This window comes from Acidimicrobiales bacterium, assembly GCA_035630295.1.
GTDB lineage: Bacteria > Actinomycetota > Acidimicrobiia > Acidimicrobiales > Iamiaceae > Iamia.
This window is the reverse complement of the sequence record DASQKY010000016.1, coordinates 61,607-81,657: the sequence shown is the minus strand read 5'-3', so window position 1 is coordinate 81,657 and position 20,051 is coordinate 61,607. Positions and strand designations below refer to the sequence as shown.

The window sequence follows — 20,051 nt, the reverse complement described above, 5'->3', positions numbered from 1 at the left end:
CCGACCCGGACCCGATCCAACCTGCCGCCCCGGCCGGGCCCACCACGACCGCGACCCCGACCAGCGGTCGGCCCCTGGACCCTCACGACGAGCGCCCGACACCTCAACGACAAGACAGCCCGCCGGTCGACCGACCTTCCGCGAGGGCCCACCGCCACGACCGCCCAGCACCAGGTGCACCGCCCCTGTTCCCCGAGCCTGAACGACTCGACCGAGCTGAACGATCCACCTCCAGCCCCACCTCTGCCGCCTCCCCCGATCCCACCACCAGCCCGCCGCCGAGACCGGACGCACCACCAGGCGTGCCCCTGTCGCAGCGACGCTTCGCCGAACGACGACGCACCGGCGGCAACCGCCGAGCCCCAGCCCAGGTCATGGTCCACGCCAGCTACGAGGCCCTCATCCGCGGCCACACCATCGACGGCGAGACCTGCGACGTCCCCGGCCTCGGACCCGTACCGGTCACCTTCGCCCGCACCCTCGCCCGCGACGCGCTCCTCAAGACCGTGATCACCAAAGGCACCGACATCGCCGTCATCAGCACCGACCGCCGCTACGTCCCCGCCCCCATCCGCGCCGCCCTCATCGCCCGCGACCGCACCTGCGTCGTGCCCGACTGCTCCGCCCGACACCACCTCCAGATCCACCACTGGCGCACCGACTACGCCCACGACGGCCCCACCCAACTCGACAACCTCGCCCGCCTCTGCCGCCCCCACCACGACCTCATCACCTACAGCGCCTGGACCCTCACCGGCGGACCCGGACACTGGGACCTCCGGCCCCCGTGACCCGGGCGGTGTCGGTCAGATGTGGGTGACGACCCAGCCGATGCCCTGGATCAGCCGCCAGCCCAGGTAGACGACCAGCGCGACCATGAGGACGTAGAAGTGCCAGGGCGCCCGGCCGCTGCGCTCCCGGTCCGGCTCGTCGTCGGGGCTGGCGATGAAGGCGCCGCACTCCTTGCACGTCCCGTCCATGGCCAGGGAGCTGGGGTTGTAGAAGCGGTCGCACCCGTCGCACCACGGCACCGCGACACCCTGCCCCACCCTGCCTCGCCGGGGCCAAACGGAGGGTGGGTCAGGCCGAGGGGGCCCGGCGGGTGCGGGGGCCGGCGTGAGCCACGCCGCTGGGGACGGGCCGGCCCACCAGGCCCTCCACCAGCAGGGCGGCGTCGACCAAGCCCTCGATGTCGATGCCGGTGTGCACGCCCAGGTCGTCGAGGAGGGCCACCAGCTCCTCGGTGGCCAGGTTGCCGCCGGCCCCGTGGGCGAAGGGCGACCCGCCCAGGCCCCCCACCGCGGTGTCGAAGCGGGTGATGCCCAGGGCCAGGGCGGCATAGGCGTTCACCAGCGCCGTGCCCCGGGTGTCGTGGAGGTGCAGCCCCAGGCCGGAGAGGCCGTGCGTCTCGACCGAGGCCACCACGTTCCGGGCCCGCGACTCGCCGTGGACCAGGGAGCTGCCGTCCAGGGACAGGGCCCCGTCCAGGGCGGCGACCAGATCGGCCACCCGGCGGGGGGTGGCCATGCCGGTGGTGTCGGCGAAGGTCAAGGCGCTCACCCCGGCAGCAGCCAGGCGACGGGCCAGGGTCACCACCTCGGCGGGGGCGATCTCGCCCTCGTACGGCGACCCGAAGGCGCAGGAGATCACCGCGTCGACCGGGACCCCCACCACCGGCACCTCGTCCAGCTCGGCGCCACCGTGGCGGGCGCCGCGGCCGTCGGCGGCGCGGGCCAACTCGACGATGCGGGCGATGGCCTCCACCGACTCCTCGGTGCTCATGCGCACGTTGCGCTGGTTGTAGGTCTCCGACGCCGAGATGGTCACCGTCAGCTCGTCCAGGTCGGACTCCAGCGCCATCTCCGCCCCCCGGGGGTTGGGCACCAGGGCGGCGTAGGTGACCCCGGGGCGGCGCTCGATGCCGGCCACCACCTCGGCCGCGCCGGCCATGGCCGGCACCGCCTTGGGCGACACGAAGGCCGCCACCTCGATGCGACTGACCCCGGCGTCGGCCAGGGCGTGCACCAGCCGCACCCGGTCCGGCACCGGCACCGGCTCCTCCGGCTGCAACCCGTCCCGGGGTCCCACGTCCCGGATGGTCACCGCGGCCGGCAACGTCACCGTGGCGGGCCGCGCCGTCGTCGCCCCCGGCGCGCTCACCGCTCCCCCCGGCATCGCGTCATCGGCCCGACCTGATCCCCAACCGACAGCAGCACGGTCACACCGGGGGGACGCCGTGGCGGCGATCGGAGAAGTGGCGATCCTTGCCCTCGGCCCGGCCCAGGCGGCGCACCAGCTCGTCGCGCAGGGCCTCGGGCTCGACGACGGCGTCGACCACCAGCTCCGAGGCCAGGCGCAGCAGGTCGACGTCGGCCTCGTAGATGGCCCGCTGCTCGGCCACGAAGGCCTCCCGGGCCACCGGGTCGTCGATCTCGGCGATCTTGTTGGCGAACACCGCGTTCACCGCCGCCTCCGGGCCCATGACCGCGACCTTGGCCGTGGGCAGGGCCAGGGTGGCCTCGGGCTCGAAGGCCGGGCCGGACATGGCGTACAGGCCGGCGCCGTAGGCCTTGCGCAGCACCACGCACACCTTGGGCACCGTGGCTTCCGAGATGGCCGTCACCATCTTGGCGCCGTGGCGGATGATGCCCTGGGCCTCGACCTGGGTGCCGATCATGAAGCCGGGCACGTCGGCCAGGAACACCAACGGGATGTTGAAGGCGTCGCAGCACCACACGAAGCGGGACGCCTTGTCGGCCGAGTCGACGAACAGCACGCCGCCCTTCTGGGCCGGGTTGTTGGCCACGATGCCCACCGGCCGGCCCTCCAGGAGCCCCAGCCCCACCACCAGCTCGGGCGCGAAGAGCGGCTTGAGCTCGAAGAAGCTCTCGGCGTCGACCAGGCCCTCGATCACCGCGTGGACGTCGTAGCCGGCCTTGTCGTCCTCGGGCACGACCCCGGTCACCAGGGGCCGGGCCGGGCCGGCCGGCTGGTAGCGGGGCGGCGTGTCGCGCCAGGACGGCGGGAAGTAGGTGAACCAGGCCCGGGCCTGGTCGATGGCGTCGGCGTCGTCGGTGGCCAGGTTGTCGCCGCACCCCGACACGGTGGCGTGCATGCGGGCGCCGCCGGTCTCCTCCAGGGTGGCCCGCTCACCGATGACCATCTCGGCCATCCGGGGCGAGCCCAGGTACATCGAGGCGTTGCCCTCGACCATGATCACGATGTCGCAGAAGCTCGGGATGTAGGCGCCGCCGGCGGCGGACGGGCCGAACAGGCAGCAGATCTGCGGCACCCGGCCCGAGAGCTTGATCTGGTTGTAGAAGATGCGCCCGGCGCCCCGGCGCCCCGGGAAGAGCTGGACCTGGTCGGTGATGCGGGCCCCGGCCGAGTCGACCAGCCAGAAGACGGGCAGCTCCTGGCGCAGGGCCAGCTCGGTGGCCCTGATGATCTTCTCGACCGTGCGGGCCCCCCACGAGCCGGCCTTGACCGTCGGGTCGTTGGCCACCACCACCACGGTGCGACCGTCGATGCAGCCGGTCCCGGTGACCACCCCGTCGGCCGGGAGGTCGGCCGCCGCGGTGTTGGCCAGCAGGGCGTCCTCCACGAACGAGCCCGGGTCCAGCAGCAGGTCGAGGCGGTCCCGGACGAACAGCTTGCCCTGGCGCTCCAGCTTGTCGCCCACCTTGGCCAGGTTCCCGGCCAGGGCCCGCTCGGCGGCGGCGGCCACCCGGTCGGCGGTGGTGGGCTCGCCCTCCGGCCCCGGCCGCGAGGTCGGCGCCGGGCCGGGGCCGGCAGAGGTCAGGTCGGCGGCCTCGGTCACGGCGGCGAGCCTACCGACCGGGCCAGCGCACCCCGGGAACGACGTGCCAGCCCCGCCGGGCCACGCCGGCCGGAGACCCGGGCCCGAGCCAGGCGGCTACGTGCGGCGGATGGCCAGGATGGCGGTGTCGTCGGTGAGGGGCGTGTCGGCGAAGTCCTTGGCCGCCTCCAGCAGGGTCTTGCACAACACGTCGGGGGCCACACCGGGGTCGCGGCGCAAGACGTTGCCGATGCGCTCCTCGCCGAAGAAGTCGTTGCCGTTGCGGGCCTCGGCCAGGCCGTCGGTGTACATGAGGAGCAGGTCGCCGGTGGCCAGCGGCAGCTCCCGGCTGGTGAAGGCGCCCTGCGGGTCGAGCATCAGCAGGGGGCCGGTGTGGCGCAGGGGCCGCACCTCGCGGTCGTGCCACAGCCAGGCCGTCGGGTGGCCGGCCGAGGCCCAGCGCAGGGTGCCGGCCTCGGTGTCGAACACGACGACGCACAAGGAGATGAACTCCTCGACCCGCTCCAGGGCCGACATGCGGTCGTTCAGCTCCTCCAGGGCCTGCCCCGGGTCGCGGTACTGCCGCAGGAACACCCGCAGGAGGTACTTGGCCTGGAGGGCGGTGATCGAGGGCTCGATGCCGTGCCCGGTGACGTCGCCGATGACCGCGGCCACCCGCCCCCGGCCCAGGTCGTACACGTCGAAGAAGTCGCCGGCCATGACCCCGGTGCCGGCCTTGTACACCCGACCCAGCTCGAAGCCGACCAGGCTGGGCAGCACCTCGGGGGCCAGGCGGGCCGCCCACCGCTGGGGGGCGAGCTGGTCCTGGGTGAGCACCTCCTCGGCCCGGCGTTCGATGTCGTAGCGGTCGTCGGCCAGGCGGGACTCCCGCACGAAGTCGCGGGCCGAGAGCACCGACACCGCCACCGGCACCAGGATCAGGCCGAACAGCAGCTCCACGTCGGCCCGGTCGGAGAGGGCCAGGGCGGCGCACGCCCCGCACAGCACGGCGTACAGGGTGGTGGTGTGCACGTCCTTGCGGAAGGCCGACCGGGCCAGCACCGCGGCGTCGGACGCCGGGCCCCGGTCGGCCAGCACCCGGTGGTACACCCGCCCCAGCCGGCGGGCCGAGCGGGCCCACACCAGGGTGGCGATGCCGCAGGCCACGGCGATGAGGACGAGGACGAGGGAGGTCATGGCAGGGTCGACCGGGCTCGGCCGGAGAGCGGCGGAGGTGCGGGGGCGGCGGGGCGGGTGGCAACCGTCCGACGGAGCCGGCCGCCCGATGGTACCGGTCGCGCGTGACAGCGGGCCGACGATCAGGTGTCGATCCGGTTGGCCAGCTCCAGCAGGATCTCGGCGTGGCAGGGCACCGGACGCCCCTCGGGGTCGACCAGCGGGCACCAGCAGGCCAGGTCGCGACCGGCCAGGGCGGCGCGGACCTCGGCCGGCGTCGGAGCCGGGGGCGTGACGTCGCCCCGCTGCCGGCGGTGCGGGCCGGCTTCGTCGTGCCACGTCGCCTCGCCCTCGACGACCAGGGCCCGGTACAGGCGCACCGCCTCCTCCCGGGTGAAGGGCCCCACCGGGAACGGGTTGCCCCAGCGGGAGGGCCGGGCCACCACGACGGCCCCGGGCGGCTTCCGCCAGCCCCTGGTCCGCCGGAGCTGGATGCGCTCAGGCACCGGCCCGCCCCCCGCGCCGGCCGGGCCCGCCAGCGGCGTCCGGCGGCGGCAGGAGGGCGCCGGGGTTGAGGATGCCGGCCGGGTCGAGGGCGGCCTTCACCGCCCGCATGGCGGCCACCGCGTCGTCACCCCGCTGGCGGGCCAGCCAGGCCCGCTTGGCCGTGCCGACGCCGTGCTCGGCGCTGATGCTCCCCCGCCGGTCGAGCACCAGGCCCAGCACCACGTCGTCGACGGCGTGGTCGTCGGGCGCCACCCCGCTCACGTTCACGTGCAGGTTGCCGTCGCCCAGGTGGCCGAACAGCCACGTCCGGGCCTGCGGGGCCACCGCCGCCACCCGGGCCGGCACCTCCTCGGCGAAGGCGGCCAGCTCCGGCGCCGGCAGCGACACGTCGAGCTTGTGGTGGGGGCCGAGGGCGGCGATGGCCTCGGTCAGGGCCTCACGCGGGCGCCACAGCGCGGCTCGGCGGGGCCCGTCCTCGGCCACCAGCGTCTCGCACACGCCCTCCAGCGCCGCCACCGCCCGGCCCAGGGCCGTGACCTGCTCGCCCACCCCGGCGCACTCGACCAGCACCGTCACCGGGGGCGAGGGCCCGAGGGCGGGGGCGACGCCCAGGTGCCCGGCCACCAGCTCGGCCTCGGCGGCCCGGTAGGCCTCGGCCGCCTCCAACCCGGCCAGGCCCCGGCGCAGCTGCCCCACGGCGGCCACCGCGGCGCCCATCGACCGGAAGCCCAGGGCGGCGACGGCCCGGTCCGGCTGGTGGGCCACCAGCCGCAGCCGGGCCGCGGCCACCACCCCCAGGGTGCCCTCGCTGCCGCACAGCAGGCCGGAGAGGTGGTAGCCGGTGGCGTCCTTCTCCAACCGGCCCAGGTCCCGGACCACGGCCCCCGAGCCCAGCACGGCCTCGACCCCCAGGAGCTGGGCCCGGGTGGAGCCGTGGCGGATGACGTGCAGGCCCCCGGCGTCGGTGGCCACCGAGCCCCCCACCGTGGCCGTGTCCCGGGCCCCCCAGTCGACGCCGTAGGCCCACCCCGCGGCTCGGGCCGCGGCCTGCACGACGGCGATGGGCGTGCCGGCCCCGGCCGTCAGCTGCCCGGCGGCCGCGTCCACGTCGGTGACGCCGGAGAGGCGGGCCAGGGACAGGACCACCTCCCCGGCCAGGGGCACCGACCCGCCGACCAGGCCGGTGTTGCCACCCTGGGGCACGACGGCCACGCCGGCCGCGGCGCAGGCCGCGACCACGGCCCCGATCTCGGCGGTGGACCCGGGCCGGACCACCGCCGGCGTCGCCCCCCGGAAGCGCCCGGTCCAGTCCACGGCGTACCCGGCCGTGACCTCGGGGTCGACCAGGACGTGGGCCGACCCCACGGCGGCCTCCAGATCGCGCCGGAGGGCGGCCGGCAACGGCTCCGGCCCGGTCACGGCCCGCTCAGGCGCCGTCGGCGAACCGGGGGGCGCGGCCCTCCAGCTCGGCCATGACCGCCTCGACCTGGTTGGGGCTGCCCATCAGGGCCTCCATACGCCGGGACTCGTCCACCAGGGACTCCTCCAGCGGGCGGGTGCCGGCCGCGTTGAGGAGGGCCTTGGCCCCCCGGACGGCCTCCGGGTTCCGGCCCGCGATCTCGGCCGCCAGGGCCCGGGCGTCGCCCAGCGGGTCCTCGGAGACGTGGGTGACCAGGCCCAGCCCGTGGGCCTCGGCCCCGGTGATGCGCCGGCCGGTGAACACCAGCTCCTTGGCCACGTCCAGCCCGCACAGCCGCACCAGCATCTGCGGCCCGGTCATGTCGGGCAGCAGGCCCCAGCGGACCTCCATGACCGACAGCTTGGCGTCGGCGGCGGCGATGCGGATGTCCGCCCCCAGGGCGATCTGCAGGCCGCCGCCCAGGACGTGGCCGTGGAGTGCGGCCACCACCGGCTGCGGGAGGGCGTGCCAGACGTGGGCCACCTCCTGGAACAGGTTGGAGGGCCGGCCCGGCAGGCGGTCCACGATCGACCGCGTCCCCGACAGGGCGCTGGCCACCGCCCCCGCGCCGTCGCCGGCCTCGCCACCACCGCCGTTGCTGGACCGGTCGCCGGCCTGGGCCGGGGGCGGGGCGGCCATGGCCCCGAAGCTGGACGTGTCCAGGCCGGCGCAGAACGACCGGCCCTCGCCGTGGAGGACGACGGCCCGCACCGTGGGGTCGGCCGCCACCCGGTCGCCGGCGGCCACGATGGAGGCGAACATGCGCCCGTCGAGGGCGTTCATCTTGTCGGGGCGGGCCAGCCGGACCTCGGCCACCCCGTCGGCCACGGTCACCACCACCCGGTCGGAGTCGGGCTCCCGGGCCGGGGGCCGCTCGGCCCCGGACGACGACGGCGCGGACGGAGCGGGCGCGGAGCTGGTCACGCCCCGAGAGTACGCCCGCCGGAGACCAGGCCCCTGCCGACGAGGCGCTCACGGTGTGGGCGGTGCGGCCGATGGGTAGCGGGTCGGCCGCTGCGCCGGCGACCGGTGTGATCCTCTCGCCGCCGCGTCGCACCCCGAACCACCCATGCGCCCCTCGGACCACCCCGCCCCCCGCCCCGCCGTCGGTCCGGCGCGCCCGTCCGGCCCCGCCCGGGCCGCCGGGGCCCTGGTCACCCGGTCCCTGGTCACGATGGCTGTCGCCGCCGCCCTCGCCGCGCTGGTGGCCGTGGTGCCGGCCGCCTCCGTCGGCGCCCAGGCCGGACCCGGCCGAACCTCCGGCCCGGCCGCCGCCGCGGCCGCACCGACCGACCCCGCCGAGCCCGTCGATCCCACCGGCCCGGCCGACCCCGCGGACCCCGCTGACCCCACCGGCGCCGGCAGCACCGGCGGCGCGCCGGCCGTCGAGGAGGCGCCGCCGGTGGGGCCGCTGCCCGAGCTGGCCGAGGAGCTGGCCGACGTGGAGGTCACCAGCGAGGCCTACGACACGGCCGTGGCCCGCCGGTCACGGCTGACCGACGAGCGGGCCGCGGCCCTGCGGCTCATCCGGGAGAAGACGGTCGAGATCGAGCAGCTCACGGCCCGGGACGCGGCCCTCACCCAGGCCATCGAGGATGCCCGCTCCAACGCCCGCTACTGGGAGGGCCAGGCCGAGCGCATCGCCGCCTCCATGCGGGAGATCGCCATCAGCTCCTACATCAGCGGCTCCGCCGGCTCCCTCGACCCGGTGCTGACCTTCGACGCCGAGGCCCAGCAGGACATGGCCACCCAGGACGTCACCGTGGGCAGCCTGTCCGAGCGCCGGCTGGCCGAGCTGCAGCAGGCCCGCCGCAACGCCCGCAACAACCGCAACACCGAGCAGATCTCCACCGCCCTGCGGGGCGGGGTGCGCGACGGCCTGGCCGCGGCCCGCGCCACCCGCGACGAGGCCACCGCGGACGAGGCCCGCCTGGGGGTGGCCCTGGTCGAGGCCCAGGCCGGCCTGGCCGAGGCGAGCCGGCTGGCCACCGTCGTCGGCGCCGACTTCCCCCTCGTGGTCCTGGACGCCTACTGGAAGGGCGCCGAGCTCATGTCGCTGCTGAGCCCCGGGTGCGGCGTCCCCTGGTGGGGCCTGGCCGGCATCGGCAAGGTCGAGTCGCGGCACGGCACCTACGGGGGGTCCGAGGTCCGGGCCGACGGGAGCCTGACCAAGCCCATCATCGGCATCCCCCTCACCGGCTTCGGGGGGACCGCGGCCATCGGCGACTCCGACGGCGGGGTGGTCGACGGTGACCCCACCGTGGACCGCGCCGCCGGGCCCATGCAGTTCATCCCCCAGACCTGGGCGTCCTGGGGCCGCGACGGTGACGGGAACGACCGGATCGAGATCCAGAACATCTACGACGCCGCCGCCGGCGCCGCCGCCTACCTGTGCGCCAGCGGCGCCCTGGCCGACGACGCCGGGCTCAGCCGGGGCTACTTCTCCTACAACCACTCCCTGGAGTACGTCGCCTCGGTGCTGGCCCAGGCCAAGGGTTACGCGGCCTCGGTCGTCGTGCCCGCCGGGGGCTGAACGCCGGAGCCGGCCTCAGGCCGGGGGATCGGGCCGCAGGCCCGGCAGGGTGAGCTCGCCCTGGTCCGACCGGTCGCCGCCCGTGTCGGCTGCGTCGTCGGCGGTGCCGGGCGCCCCGCCTCCGGAGCCAGGCGCGTCGACGGCGGGGGTCTCGGTCGAGGCCTCGGGCAGGCGGGCGGCCAGGACGTCCACGTCGGCGGGCACCTCGCCCAGGTCGCGCAGCACCGACAGCTCGGCGGTGTCGGGGTCGACCAGCCCGTCGAGGACGTCGAGGTCGTGCTCGGCCTGCTCGGCGTCGCGGTCGCGGCCCAGGTCTCGGAAGGCACCCCGGGCCCGGCGCAGGGCGTTGCGGGCCTCGTCGGAGCGGCCCACGGCGTGCAGGGCCACGCCCATGTTCAGGTCGCAGGCCGCCTCGTCGGCCCGGCGGGCCAGGGAGGAGAAGATGCCCCGGGCGCTGAGCAGCCGCTCGATGGCGTCGTCGGCCTGGCCGTTGTCTAGGAGCGCCACCCCCAGGTCGAAGTCGCTGACCGCGGCCAGGTCGGGGCGCCGGTGGCCCAGGAAGGTGGCCCGGGCGCCGGCCAGCAGGGCCACGGCCTCGGCCACCTCGCCCTCGTCGTGGAGGAGCACGGCCCGGTCCAGGGCGCACACCGCGGCCCGCACCGGCATGCCCACCGCCTCGTAGGCCTGCTCGGCCCGGTGCAGGGCCCGCCGGGCCTCCACGGGCCGGCCGATGGCCCGCAGGCTGCGGGCCGCGGCCACCTCGCAGCCGGCGGCGTCGGGGCCCCGCCGGTCGTCGTCCACGAAGACCCGGCGGGCCCGCTTCAGCAGGGCCAGGGCGTCCTCGTGGTGGTCGGCGTCGGCCAGGCAGTCGGCCGCCAGGCGCTGGGCCCGGGCCGCGGCCACCGGCTGCTGGGCCTGGTGCAGGGCGGCGACGGCGCGGCCCGCGGCCTCGGCCGCCTCCACCGCGCCGCCGGCGGCCCGGCAGGCCAGGGCCAGGGCCACCAGGGCCCGGCCGCTCTCGACGGGGGTGCCGGCGGCGTCCACCGCGGCCCGGGCCGCAGCCACCGGGTCGTCGGAGTCGCCCGGCGCACCCGGCTGGCTGTCCCCCGTGTCGGTCACGGGCCGACCCTATCGCCGGGTCCCCGGCCGGCCCGGCAACCGCTCCCGGAGGCGTGGGGCCCGCCCCCTTCCGACCACGGCCCGGGGCCCGGGGCCGGCCGCGGACCCGCCTCACGGGGGCGGCCACGCTTCCTGAACGCGGTTTGTTGACGCATTGCCAAGGACGTTCTAGGTTGCCGCCGCCACACCGCCATGACGGCCGTCACAAGCCGCCCACGACGTGGTTGCCAAGCCCAATCCACCTCACCGAACCGTTTGGGTGGGCCGCCTCGAGCGGCTCCATCCCGCCACAGGGGGTTCCTCGTGATCCACGTTCGTCGGCGGTCCCACCGCCTTCTCGCCGTCCTGCTTCCGCTGGCGCTGGTCGTCGCCTCCTGCGGAGGAAAGGAAGGGGGCGACGAGAACACGGAGGTCGGTGACCCCGAGCGCGGTGGGTCGGTGACCTACGCCCTGGAGGCCGAGACCACCGATGGCTGGTGCCTGCCGGAGGCCCAGCTGGCCATCTCCGGGATCATGGTGGCCCGGACCGTCTACGACACGCTCACCGCCCCCAACGCCGCGGGCGAGTACGTGCCCTACCTGGCCAAGTCGGTCACCCCCAACGACTCCTACGACGAGTGGACCATCACCCTCCGGGACGGCATCAAGTTCCACGACGGCACCGACCTCACCGCCGAGGTGGTCAAGAACAACCTGGACGCCTACCGGGGCTCGTACGACAACCGGCCCAACGTGCTGCTGTTCCGGTTCGTCCTGGCCAACATCGACACCGTCGAGGTCACCGGGGACATGGAGGTCACGGTGACCACCAAGGTGCCGTGGGTGGCCTTCCCGGCCTTCCTGCACGGCAGCGGGCGCATCGGCATCCTGGCCCAGGCCCAGCTCGACAACGAGGACGCCTGCGACACCGAGCTGATCGGCACCGGGCCGTTCAAGCTGGAGAGCTGGGAGGTCAACCAGGAGTTCGTGGCGGTCAAGAACCCCAACTACTGGCAGGACGCCCCCGACGGCCAGCCCTACCCCTACCTCGACGAGATCCGCTTCCGGCCCATCATCGAGCCCGAGCAGCGGGTCAACGCCATGGAGTCGGGCAACATCGACCTGCTGCACGCCTCCGGGGCACCCGAGTTCCTCACCTTGCGCGACCTGAAGGAGAACGGCCAGGCCAACACGTACGAGTCGGCCGAGAACGCCGAGGTCACGTTCCTGCAGATGAACACGTCCGAGCCCCCGCTGGACGACATCCGGGTGCGCCAGGCCCTGGCCCTCTCCATCGACCGCGAGGACTACCGGCAGGTCATCAACCAGGGCCTGTTCCAGCAGGCCACCGGCCCCTTCGCCCCCGGGTCGATCGGCTACCTGGAGGAGACCGGCTTCCCCAAGGAGGGTGACATCGAGGAGGCCACCCGCCTGGTCGAGGAGTACGAGGCCGAGAACGGCCCCATCGAGCTCACCTACCAGGCCACGCCGGGCACCCAGACCCAGCAGATCGCCCAGTACGTCCAGCAGGCGTTCGGGAACATCGGCATGGACATCAACCTGACCACCATCGAACAGGCCGAGCTGATCTCCAACGCCATCGCCGGCGACTTCCAGATCCAGGGCTTCCGCAACTACCCGGGCGGCGACCCCGACGAGCTCTACGTGTGGTGGTCGACCGGCTCGCCGGCCAACTTCGCCCGCATCGACGACCCGGAGATCCAGCGCCTCCTCGACGAGGGCCGCTCCGAGCCCGACCCCGACGCCCGCAAGCAGATCTACCAGGACCTGAACCGCCGCTTCGGCGAGCAGGTGTGGAGCCTGTGGGCCAACTGGACCGAGTGGATCGTGGGCAGCCGACCCGAGGTCCACGGCTTCTCGGCCGAGGAGCAGCCCAAGCTGCCCGACGGCTCCGCCCCGTTCAAGGGCCTGCCCACCGGGCACCCGGTCCAGGGCATCTGGGTCGAGCAGTGAACCCGGCCTGACCGAGCCCGGATCCACGCGTGCTCTCCTCTTCCCCCCTCCTCAAGACCCTGGTCACCGTCTCGGCGGTGCTCGTGGGCCTGGTGGTGGCCGTCGTGCTGGTGGCCACCGGCAACACCCTCGTCCTCCTGCTCGCCATCGCCGCCCTCCTCCTGGGGGCGGCGGTGGCGACGCTGGGCGTGGCCCAGGTGGCCCGCAAGCTGGCCCAGCTCACCGTGGTGCTCTTCGTGGTCACCATCTTCACCTTCCTGCTCGTGCGGCTGCTGCCGGGCGAGCCCGAGGACCTGCTCGTACCCCTGAGCACCAGCGGTGAGGACGAGACGGCCCGGCGGGTGGTGCAGGAGCGCAAGGACGCCATCCGCGAGGACCTGGGGCTCAACGACTCGCTCCCCTCGCAGTACGTCAGCTGGGTCAGCGACTTCGCCACCGGCGACCTGGGCAACGAGTACACCGTGTCGAGCACCCGGCCGGTGGAGGACAAGGTGTCGCGGGCCGTGCCGGCCTCGCTCCAGCTCATCCTCTACTCCCAGCTCATCGCCCTGCTCATCGCCATCCCCCTCGGGGTGCTGACGGCCTACCGGCAGAACGGCCTGTTCGACCGGATCGCCAACGCCAGCGCCTTCGGGATGCTGTCGCTGCCCAACTTCGCCCTGGCCCTGCTGCTGGCCTACTGGATCGGCGTGCGCTCGTCGCTGCCGGTGAACCCCCAGGGCTACGCCGAGTTCGGGTTGGACACCATGGGCGACCACTTCCGGCAGATGGTCCTGCCCGCGGTCAGCCTGGCCGTGGGCCAGATCGCGGTCTACATGCGCCTGCTCCGCAGCGACATGATCCAGACCCTCCAGGAGGACTTCATCCTCATGGCCAAGTCGAAGGGCGTGTCCAGCAGCCGGGTGCTGTGGCGCCACGCCCTCCGGCCCTCCAGCCTCACCCTGCTCACCGTGGCCGGCCTCAACGTCGGGGCCCTGATCGGCGGGGCCGTGGTGATCGAGGTCATCTTCGGCATCCCGGGCATGGGCTCGCTCATCGCCGAGTCGATCCTGCGCCGCCAGTACGTGGTGCTCCAGAGCTGCGTGGCCATCGTGGCCATCGCCTTCGTGCTGATCAACGCCGTGCTCGACATCGTCTACTCCATCCTCGACCCCCGGATCCGCAATGTCCGCGCTGCCTCCTGACATCGTCGACCCGCCCACCCCCGAGGCGCCGGCCGAGGTCGAGGACGCGGCGGCGGCCGGCGGGGCCAAGCGACCGGGCCTGGGCGTCATCGGGTGGCTGTCGGCGGCGTGGCTGATCCTGGTGGCCCTGGTGGCCATCCTGGCCCCCGTCCTGCCCGTCGACGACCCCACCCAGCCGGTCCGGGGCCTGGCCCGGCAGGGGCTCATGTCCGACGGCCACATCCTGGGCGGCGACGCCCTGGGGCGCGACGTCCTGTCCCGCCTGGTCTTCGGGGCCCGTTCGTCGCTGCTGGTGGGCGTGGGCTCGGTGCTCCTCGGGCTGGTGGTGGGGGGCACGCTGGGGCTGATCTCGGGGTTCCGCCGGGGCCGGGCCGACACCTTCCTCTCCAGCCTGTTCGACATCCTGCTGGCCTTCCCCCAGCTGGTGCTGGCCCTCAGCCTGGTCGCCTTCCTCCGCCCCGACCCGGGCCAGGGCAGCGGGGCGGCGGCGGCCACCGGGGGGGCGGCGGCCGAGGTGCCCAAGAGCGGCCTCACCACCATCCAGATCCTGATCATCGCCCTCGGCGTGGTGGCCATCCCGCTCCTGGCCCGCATCACCCGGGCCACCACCCTGAGCTGGGCCCAGCGCGAGTTCGTGCTGGCCGCCCGGGCCCAGGGGGCGAAGAACGCCCGCCTGATGGTCCGGGAGGTGCTGCCCAACGTGCTGCCCGCCATGTTCTCCATCGCCCTGCTGGGCGTGGGCGTGGCCATCATCGCCGAGGGCGGCCTGAGCATCCTGGGGGTCGGCATCGAGCTGCCCACCCCGTCGTGGGGGAACATGATCGCCGAGAACCGCAACGTCCGGAACGCCCCCACCAACGCCCTGTTCTCCCCGATCGTGGCGGTGTTCCTGACCTTGATGGCCCTCAACTACCTGGGCGACGCCGTGCGCCGGAAGTTCGACGTCCGGGACAGCGCGCTGTGAGCACCGACCACCTCCTCGATGTCCGGGCCATCTCCACCACCTTCGGGACGCCCCGCGGCCCCGTCCGGGCCGTGGAGGACGTGTCCTTCACCCTCGACCGGGGGCACACCCTGGGCATCGTGGGCGAGTCCGGCTCGGGCAAGTCCGTCCTGTCCCGCTCGATCATGGGGCTGGTCCCCAACAACGCCACCGTCACCGGCAGCGTGCGCTTCGACAGCTTCGAGATGGTCGGCGCCTCGCCCCGGGCCCTGCGCAAGGTGTGGGGCGCCCAGATGGCCATGGTGTTCCAGGACCCCATGACGGCCCTGAACCCGGTCCAGAAGATCGGCCAACAGATCATCGAGTCCATCCGGGAGCACCTGGACTACTCCGGCGTCCAGCAGCGGGAGGCGGCCGTGGCCCTGCTGCGGTCGGTGGGCATCCCCGAGCCCGAGCGCCGCCTCTCGCAGTACCCGCACGAGCTCTCGGGCGGCATGCGCCAGCGGGTGGTCATCGCCATCGCCCTGGCCTGCGGCCCGGCGCTGCTCTTCGCCGATGAGCCCACCACCGCCCTCGACGTCACCGTCCAGGCCCAGATCCTCGACCTGCTGGCCGCCCAGCAGGAGGAGCGCCGCATGGGCGTGGTCCTGGTCACCCACGACCTGGGCGTGGTGGCCACCCGGGCCGACGACATCGCGGTGATGTACGGGGGCCGCATCGTGGAGAAGGCCCCCACCGACGTGCTCTTCCGCGAGATGCGCCACCCCTACACCGAGGCCCTGCTCAAGTCGATCCCCCGCCTCGACCTGCCCAGCCACACCCGGCTGGAGGCCATCGGCGGGCGCCCGCCCGACCTGCTCCACCCGCCCCGGGGCTGCCGCTTCGCCCCCCGCTGCCCGTACGCTCGGGAGCGGTGCCACGAGGTGGAGCCCCCGCTGGAGGACGCCGGCGACGGCCACCTGTACCGGTGCTGGTACCCGGTGGGCATCGCCTCGGAGCAGACCACCCTGGCCTCGGTGGTGGAGCACGCCCAGGAGCGCGAGCCGGGCGACGCCGTGGCGGCCGAGCCCGTCCTGGACACGCCGGCCGACGAGGCCTCGGGCGCGGCCACCGACCCCCCCTCCACCCCGCCCCGCGAGGTGGCCACCGGCGCCGGGGACGGCACCACCGGCGATGCCGCCCCGGCTCGCGACGACCCCCCGCCCGCTCCCCCCGCCCCCGAAGGGACCCGCTGATGGCCGGCCACGGCGACGCCCACCTCGGCCCGGCCGACGAGGCGCTCCTGCGCGTCGAGAACCTGCACGTCCGCTTCCCCACCGGGCGGGGCACCGTCTTCGCCGTCACCGACGTGTCCCTGGACATCCGGCGGGGCGAGACGCTCGGCCTCGTCGGCGAGTCGGGCTGCGGCAAGTCGACCACCGGCCGGGCCATCCTCCAGCTCCCGCCCCCCACCGAGGGCAAGGTGCTCTTCGAGGGCACCGACCTGGCCGCCCTGCGGGGCGAGACCCTGCGGCGGGTCCGCACCCGGCTCCAGATGATCTTCCAGGACCCGATCTCCTCGCTGAACCCCAACCGCAAGGTCGAGGACATCGTGGCCGAGGGCATCCGCATCTGGGACCCTCCGCCCCGCTCCCCCATCACCCTGGTGGGCATGGCCCTGGCCGCGGTTGGCGCCGTGGTCCTGCTGCTCTCGGCCTTCGGCGTGCTGGGCCTGTTCGCCGTGGGCGTGGCCCTGCTGCTGGCCGGGGCGGCCGTGGGCCTGGTGCACGTGGTGGGCGGGGTGGGCCAGCGCATGACCGACGCCGAGCGGGCCAAGGTGCACGAGGTGCTGGAGGCCGTCGGCCTCGACCCCGAGGCGGCCTGGGGCCGGCGCCCCCACCAGTTCTCGGGCGGCCAGTGCCAGCGCATCTCCATCGCCCGCTCGGTGGTCACCGAGCCCGACCTCATCATCTGCGACGAGCCGGTCTCGGCCCTCGACGTCTCGGTCCAAGCCCAGATCCTCAACCTGCTCGAGGACCTGAAGGCCCGCTACGGCCTTACCCTGGTCTTCATCGCCCACGACCTGGCCGTGGTCAAGAACGTGAGCGACCGGGTGGCGGTGATGTACCTGGGCCGGATGTGCGAGGTGGGACCGCCGGAGATCATCTACTCCCGGCCCGCCCACCCGTACACCGACGCCCTGCTGGCCGCCATCCCCGAGCCCGACCCGGACCTGCGCCACCAGCAGCGGGAGGCCCTGGCCGGCGAGCTGCCCTCGCCCCTGGCCCCGCCCAGCGGGTGCCACTTCCGGACCCGGTGCCCCCGGGCCCAGCAGGACTGCGTCGAGGTGGTGCCGATCATGGCCCCCACCGGCGACGGGCGCTTCGTGGCTTGCCACCACCCGCTGGTCGACGTACAGGTCGACCTGGCCACCAGCGGCCGGGCCGCACGCAGCGGGCCCGACCAGGGCTGAGCCTCGGCCGGCCGGGGGCAGAGGGCATGGCCGGCAGGACGACGCGAACCCGCCTCGACCCGGGGGTCCGGCGGGCGCTGATCCTCGACGCCGCCGAGCGGGCCCTGGCCGACCGCCTCCCCTCGGAGGTCACCTTCGAGGAGATCGCCGATGCCGCCCAGGTGTCCCGCGGCCTGGTCTACAACTACTTCAAGGACCGGACCGGGCTGCTGGTGGCCCTGGCCGCCCGCACCCTGGAACGGCTCGACCGCGAGGTGCTGGCCGCCCTCGATCCCGGCACCGACCTGGCCGCCCAGCTCGAGGCCCTGGGCCGGGCCTATGCCCGCTACACCCGGCTGAACGCCGACACCTGGCGCCTCATCGCCCGCAGCGGCCTGTTGGACCACCCGGTGGTGCTGGCCGCCCGGGCCGACCGGGTCCGGCGCCTGGCCGAGCTGTGGGGCGGCTCCCCCGACGCCCGCCTGGCCGCCTGGTCGGTGACCGCCCTCTACGAGGTGGCCGTGCTCGACCCGGTACCCGACCAGGCCGGTCGCGACGCCCTGGCCCGCTTCGTGCGCGACCTCATCGGCCCCGGCCTCCGCGACCGCGGCGTGGGCCCCGTCGCCGGCCCCTGACCCGGCCGACGCGGCGCGGCCAACGGGTTTGCGCTCCCGCACCACCAGGTGGGCGGCCAGGTCGGCCGTCGTCCACCCGCCGCACCGCGTGGGGCGTCCCCGCCGGCCCCCCCGATCCCCATGCGACGGGGTCAGGGAGCGGCGGCCACGGCGGCGTCGCGGGCCCAGGCGTAGTCGGGCTTGCCGCTGGGGCTGCGGCGCACCGCGTCCACGGTCACCAGGGCCCGAGGCAGCTTGTAGGGGGCCAGGTGGTCGGCGGCCACGGCCCGCAGCGCGTCGAGCTCGACCACGGCGCCGGGGCGGACGGCGGCCACGGCCACGATCTCCTGGCCGAAGCGCTCGTGGGGTCGGCCCACCACCAGGCAGTCGGCCACCCCGGGGTGGTGGGCCAGGGCCCGCTCCACCTCCTCGGCGAAGACCTTCTCGCCCCCGGTGTTGATGCAGGCCGCCTCCCGGCCCAGCAGCTCGACCCGCCCGTCGTCGGTCCAGTGGGCCCGGTCGCCGGCCACCGAGTAGCGGGCCCCCTCGATCACCGGGAAGGTGGCCGCCGTCTTCTCGGGATCGCCCAGGTAGCCCAGCGGCACCCGGCCCCCCTGGGCCAGCCACCCCAGCGAGCGATCGTCGGGGGGCAGGACGCGGCTGCGGTCCTCGCTGACCACGACGGTGGTGGCCTCGGGCCGGAACGAGCCCCTGATGGCCGGCCGGGCCCCCGGGGCGGTGCCCGGCGAGGCGCCGCCGGAGCGGGTGATGGCCTGGCGGCCCGTCTCCGAGGAGCCGAGGACGTCCACGATCTGGAGGCCGGGGACCAGGTCCAGGAGGTCGGCCTTGACCGGGGCCGACAGGGTGGTGCCGCCGGTCAGGAGGTGGCGCAGGCGCAGGGGGCGGGGCCGGGCCCGCAGCTCGGCCACCAGCGGCCGGGCGAAGGCGTCCCCCACCACCAGCAGCGACGTGGCCTCCTCCCGGATGCACGTGTCGACCACGTCGCCGGGGTCGAAGCGCTCGACCACGTCCTGGATCACCACGGTGCCACCGCCCATCCAGGCGCTGAGGGCGTTCCAGTGGGCGGCGCCGTGCATGAACGGCGGGGCGGGCAGGGCCCGGAGGCGCCGCTCGCGGCCGGCCGCCTCGACCAGCTCGTCGTGGGTGGCGGTGATGCCCAGGCAGGTGGTCAGGAAGTCGGCCTGGCGCCACAGCACCCCCTTGGGCCGCCCGGTGGTGCCGCCGGTGTAGAGCACGTAGCGGTCGTCCCCGTTCCACGCCGGGTCGGGCGGGGCGGGCTGGGCCGCGGCCAGGGCCGCCTCGTAGTCCAGGGCCCCGGGCAGGAGCGGGTCGCCGCTGCCGTCGTCGACCCGCAGCAGCAGCCGGGGGGGCACGGCCATGCGGGCCACGGCGTCGGCCACCACCTCGGCGTAGCGCCCGTGGTAGGCCACCGCCGCGGCCGAGGCGTCGTCGAGCACCTCGACCATCTCCGGCGCCGTGTAGCGCCAGTTGATGTTCACCGCCGCGGCCCGGGCCCGGGCCGCGCCGACCATGCCCTCCAGGTACTCGTTGCCGTTCAGCAGGACCAGGGCCAGGTGCTCGTGGGGCGAGGCCCAGGGCTCGGGGGCGGGGTCGGCCACCGGCCCCACGTCGTGGGCCCGGAGCACGGCGGCCAACCGGGCCGTCCGGTCGGCCACCTCGGCCCAGGACCAGGTGCGGCCCCGCCACACCAGGGCGTCGCGGTCGCCGACCCGGGCCGCGATGGCCTCGTGGGCCGCGGCCAGGGACACACCGGTCGGCTCACCCACGGCCATCGGCTCCTCCGGCGGGGTCCGCGGGGCGGGTCAGTCGGCCTTCTCGGTGACGGTGACGCTGTTCATGCGGTCGCCGACGGCGATGGCCTGGGCCACCTCGATGCCGCTGGTGACGAAGCCGAACAGGTTGTAGAGCTTGTCGAGCTTGCCGGTGCAGTCCTCGATGCAGATGAAGAACTGGCTGCCGTTGGTGTTCGGGCCGGCGTTGGCCATGGCCACCGCGCCCAGGACGTAGTCGGCTCGGACCGGCTCGTCGGCGAACTTGTAGCCGGGGCCGCCCCGGCCGGTGCCGTCCGGGTCGCCGCCCTGGATGACGAAGCCGGCCACCACCCGGTGGAAGGTCAGGCCGGTGTAGAAGCCGGCCCGGGCCTGGGTCACGAAGTTGTTGACGGTCACCGGGGCGAGGGCGGGGTCGAGCACCATGGTGATGTCCCCCTTGTCGGTGCCGAGGACCACCTCGTAGCGGGTGTCGGTGTCGATCTGCATGTCGGGCTGCTTGGCCATGGGGATCGATCCTGC

Annotated in this window: 18 protein-coding genes; 8 read left to right on the top strand and 10 right to left on the bottom strand. The window is 74.9% G+C overall.

All coding sequences use genetic code 11. From position 1 onward, the window contains the following. The first annotated feature begins 302 nt into the window (after positions 1-302). Complete coding sequence (locus VEW93_04365; protein HYI61021.1) at positions 303-791, top strand: HNH endonuclease signature motif containing protein; 489 nt, start codon at positions 303-305, stop codon at positions 789-791. 15 nt (positions 792-806) lie between these two features. Here VEW93_04365 and VEW93_04360 read toward each other — a convergent pair whose 3' ends face one another. From VEW93_04360 to VEW93_04330, 7 genes are all read right to left on the bottom strand, one after another. Further along, on the bottom strand, positions 807-1,031 hold the full coding sequence (locus VEW93_04360) for a hypothetical protein (GenBank protein HYI61020.1): 225 nt from the start codon (positions 1,029-1,031) through the stop codon (positions 807-809). A gap of 49 nt (positions 1,032-1,080) precedes the next feature. Further along, positions 1,081-2,175, bottom strand: a complete 1,095-nt coding sequence (locus VEW93_04355) for a hydroxymethylglutaryl-CoA lyase (protein HYI61019.1) — start codon at positions 2,173-2,175, stop codon at positions 1,081-1,083. Between the two features lie 43 nt (positions 2,176-2,218). Then, a complete protein-coding gene (locus tag VEW93_04350) occupies positions 2,219-3,820 on the bottom strand; it encodes an acyl-CoA carboxylase subunit beta (GenBank protein ID HYI61018.1) in 1,602 nt (533 codons plus the stop codon). A 96-nt stretch (positions 3,821-3,916) separates the two neighbouring features. Continuing rightward, entirely contained in the window at positions 3,917-4,996 is a 1,080-nt protein-coding gene (locus VEW93_04345; protein ID HYI61017.1) for a PP2C family protein-serine/threonine phosphatase, read from the bottom strand. Between the two features lie 122 nt (positions 4,997-5,118). Then, positions 5,119-5,481, bottom strand: coding sequence for a DUF4326 domain-containing protein (locus tag VEW93_04340; GenBank protein ID HYI61016.1), 363 nt, complete (start codon positions 5,479-5,481; stop codon positions 5,119-5,121). Then, positions 5,474-6,901 (bottom strand): FAD-binding oxidoreductase, encoded by a 1,428-nt coding sequence (locus tag VEW93_04335; GenBank protein ID HYI61015.1) that lies wholly within the window; start codon positions 6,899-6,901, stop codon positions 5,474-5,476. Before VEW93_04335 ends, VEW93_04340 begins: the two co-directional genes overlap by 8 nt. Before the next feature lie 7 nt (positions 6,902-6,908). Then, positions 6,909-7,865, bottom strand: coding sequence for a crotonase/enoyl-CoA hydratase family protein (locus tag VEW93_04330; GenBank protein ID HYI61014.1), 957 nt, complete (start codon positions 7,863-7,865; stop codon positions 6,909-6,911). A 250-nt stretch (positions 7,866-8,115) separates the two neighbouring features. Here VEW93_04330 and VEW93_04325 point away from each other — a divergent pair, with 250 nt between their 5' ends. After that, entirely contained in the window at positions 8,116-9,474 is a 1,359-nt protein-coding gene (locus VEW93_04325) for a lytic murein transglycosylase (GenBank protein HYI61013.1), read from the top strand. 15 nt (positions 9,475-9,489) lie between these two features. On the opposite strand, the gene VEW93_04320 is transcribed toward VEW93_04325, so the two are convergent. Further along, positions 9,490-10,593, bottom strand: coding sequence for a tetratricopeptide repeat protein (locus VEW93_04320; GenBank protein HYI61012.1), 1,104 nt, complete (start codon positions 10,591-10,593; stop codon positions 9,490-9,492). 438 nt (positions 10,594-11,031) lie between these two features. Between VEW93_04320 and VEW93_04315 the strand changes: the two genes are divergently transcribed. From VEW93_04315 to VEW93_04290, 6 genes are read left to right on the top strand one after another with little or no spacing between them, the layout of a single operon-like run. Beyond that, positions 11,032-12,546 (top strand): ABC transporter substrate-binding protein, encoded by a 1,515-nt coding sequence (locus VEW93_04315; GenBank protein ID HYI61011.1) that lies wholly within the window; start codon positions 11,032-11,034, stop codon positions 12,544-12,546. 29 nt (positions 12,547-12,575) lie between these two features. Next, positions 12,576-13,730: an ABC transporter permease gene (locus VEW93_04310; protein ID HYI61010.1), complete on the top strand. Its 1,155-nt coding sequence runs from the start codon at positions 12,576-12,578 to the stop codon at positions 13,728-13,730. Next, positions 13,711-14,694 (top strand): ABC transporter permease, encoded by a 984-nt coding sequence (locus VEW93_04305; GenBank protein ID HYI61009.1) that lies wholly within the window; start codon positions 13,711-13,713, stop codon positions 14,692-14,694. The genes VEW93_04310 and VEW93_04305 overlap by 20 nt, the downstream gene beginning before the upstream one ends. Then, the gene (locus tag VEW93_04300) at positions 14,691-15,908 is read left to right on the top strand and encodes an ABC transporter ATP-binding protein (protein ID HYI61008.1); all 1,218 of its coding nucleotides are present in this window, start codon (positions 14,691-14,693) and stop codon (positions 15,906-15,908) included. The genes VEW93_04305 and VEW93_04300 overlap by 4 nt, the downstream gene beginning before the upstream one ends. After that, complete coding sequence (locus tag VEW93_04295) at positions 15,908-17,125, top strand: ABC transporter ATP-binding protein (protein HYI61007.1); 1,218 nt, start codon at positions 15,908-15,910, stop codon at positions 17,123-17,125. Before VEW93_04300 ends, VEW93_04295 begins: the two co-directional genes overlap by 1 nt. 26 nt (positions 17,126-17,151) lie before the next feature. Beyond that, on the top strand, positions 17,152-17,739 hold the full coding sequence (locus VEW93_04290) for a helix-turn-helix domain-containing protein (protein HYI61006.1): 588 nt from the start codon (positions 17,152-17,154) through the stop codon (positions 17,737-17,739). 131 nt (positions 17,740-17,870) lie between these two features. Here the strand turns inward: VEW93_04290 and VEW93_04285 are convergent, their stop codons facing one another. Together VEW93_04285 and VEW93_04280 are read right to left on the bottom strand one after the other, a co-directional pair. Next, on the bottom strand, positions 17,871-19,526 hold the full coding sequence (locus VEW93_04285) for an AMP-binding protein (protein ID HYI61005.1): 1,656 nt from the start codon (positions 19,524-19,526) through the stop codon (positions 17,871-17,873). A 36-nt stretch (positions 19,527-19,562) separates the two neighbouring features. Next, positions 19,563-20,036, bottom strand: a complete 474-nt coding sequence (locus VEW93_04280) for a peptidylprolyl isomerase (protein ID HYI61004.1) — start codon at positions 20,034-20,036, stop codon at positions 19,563-19,565. Positions 20,037-20,051 lie beyond the last annotated feature (15 nt).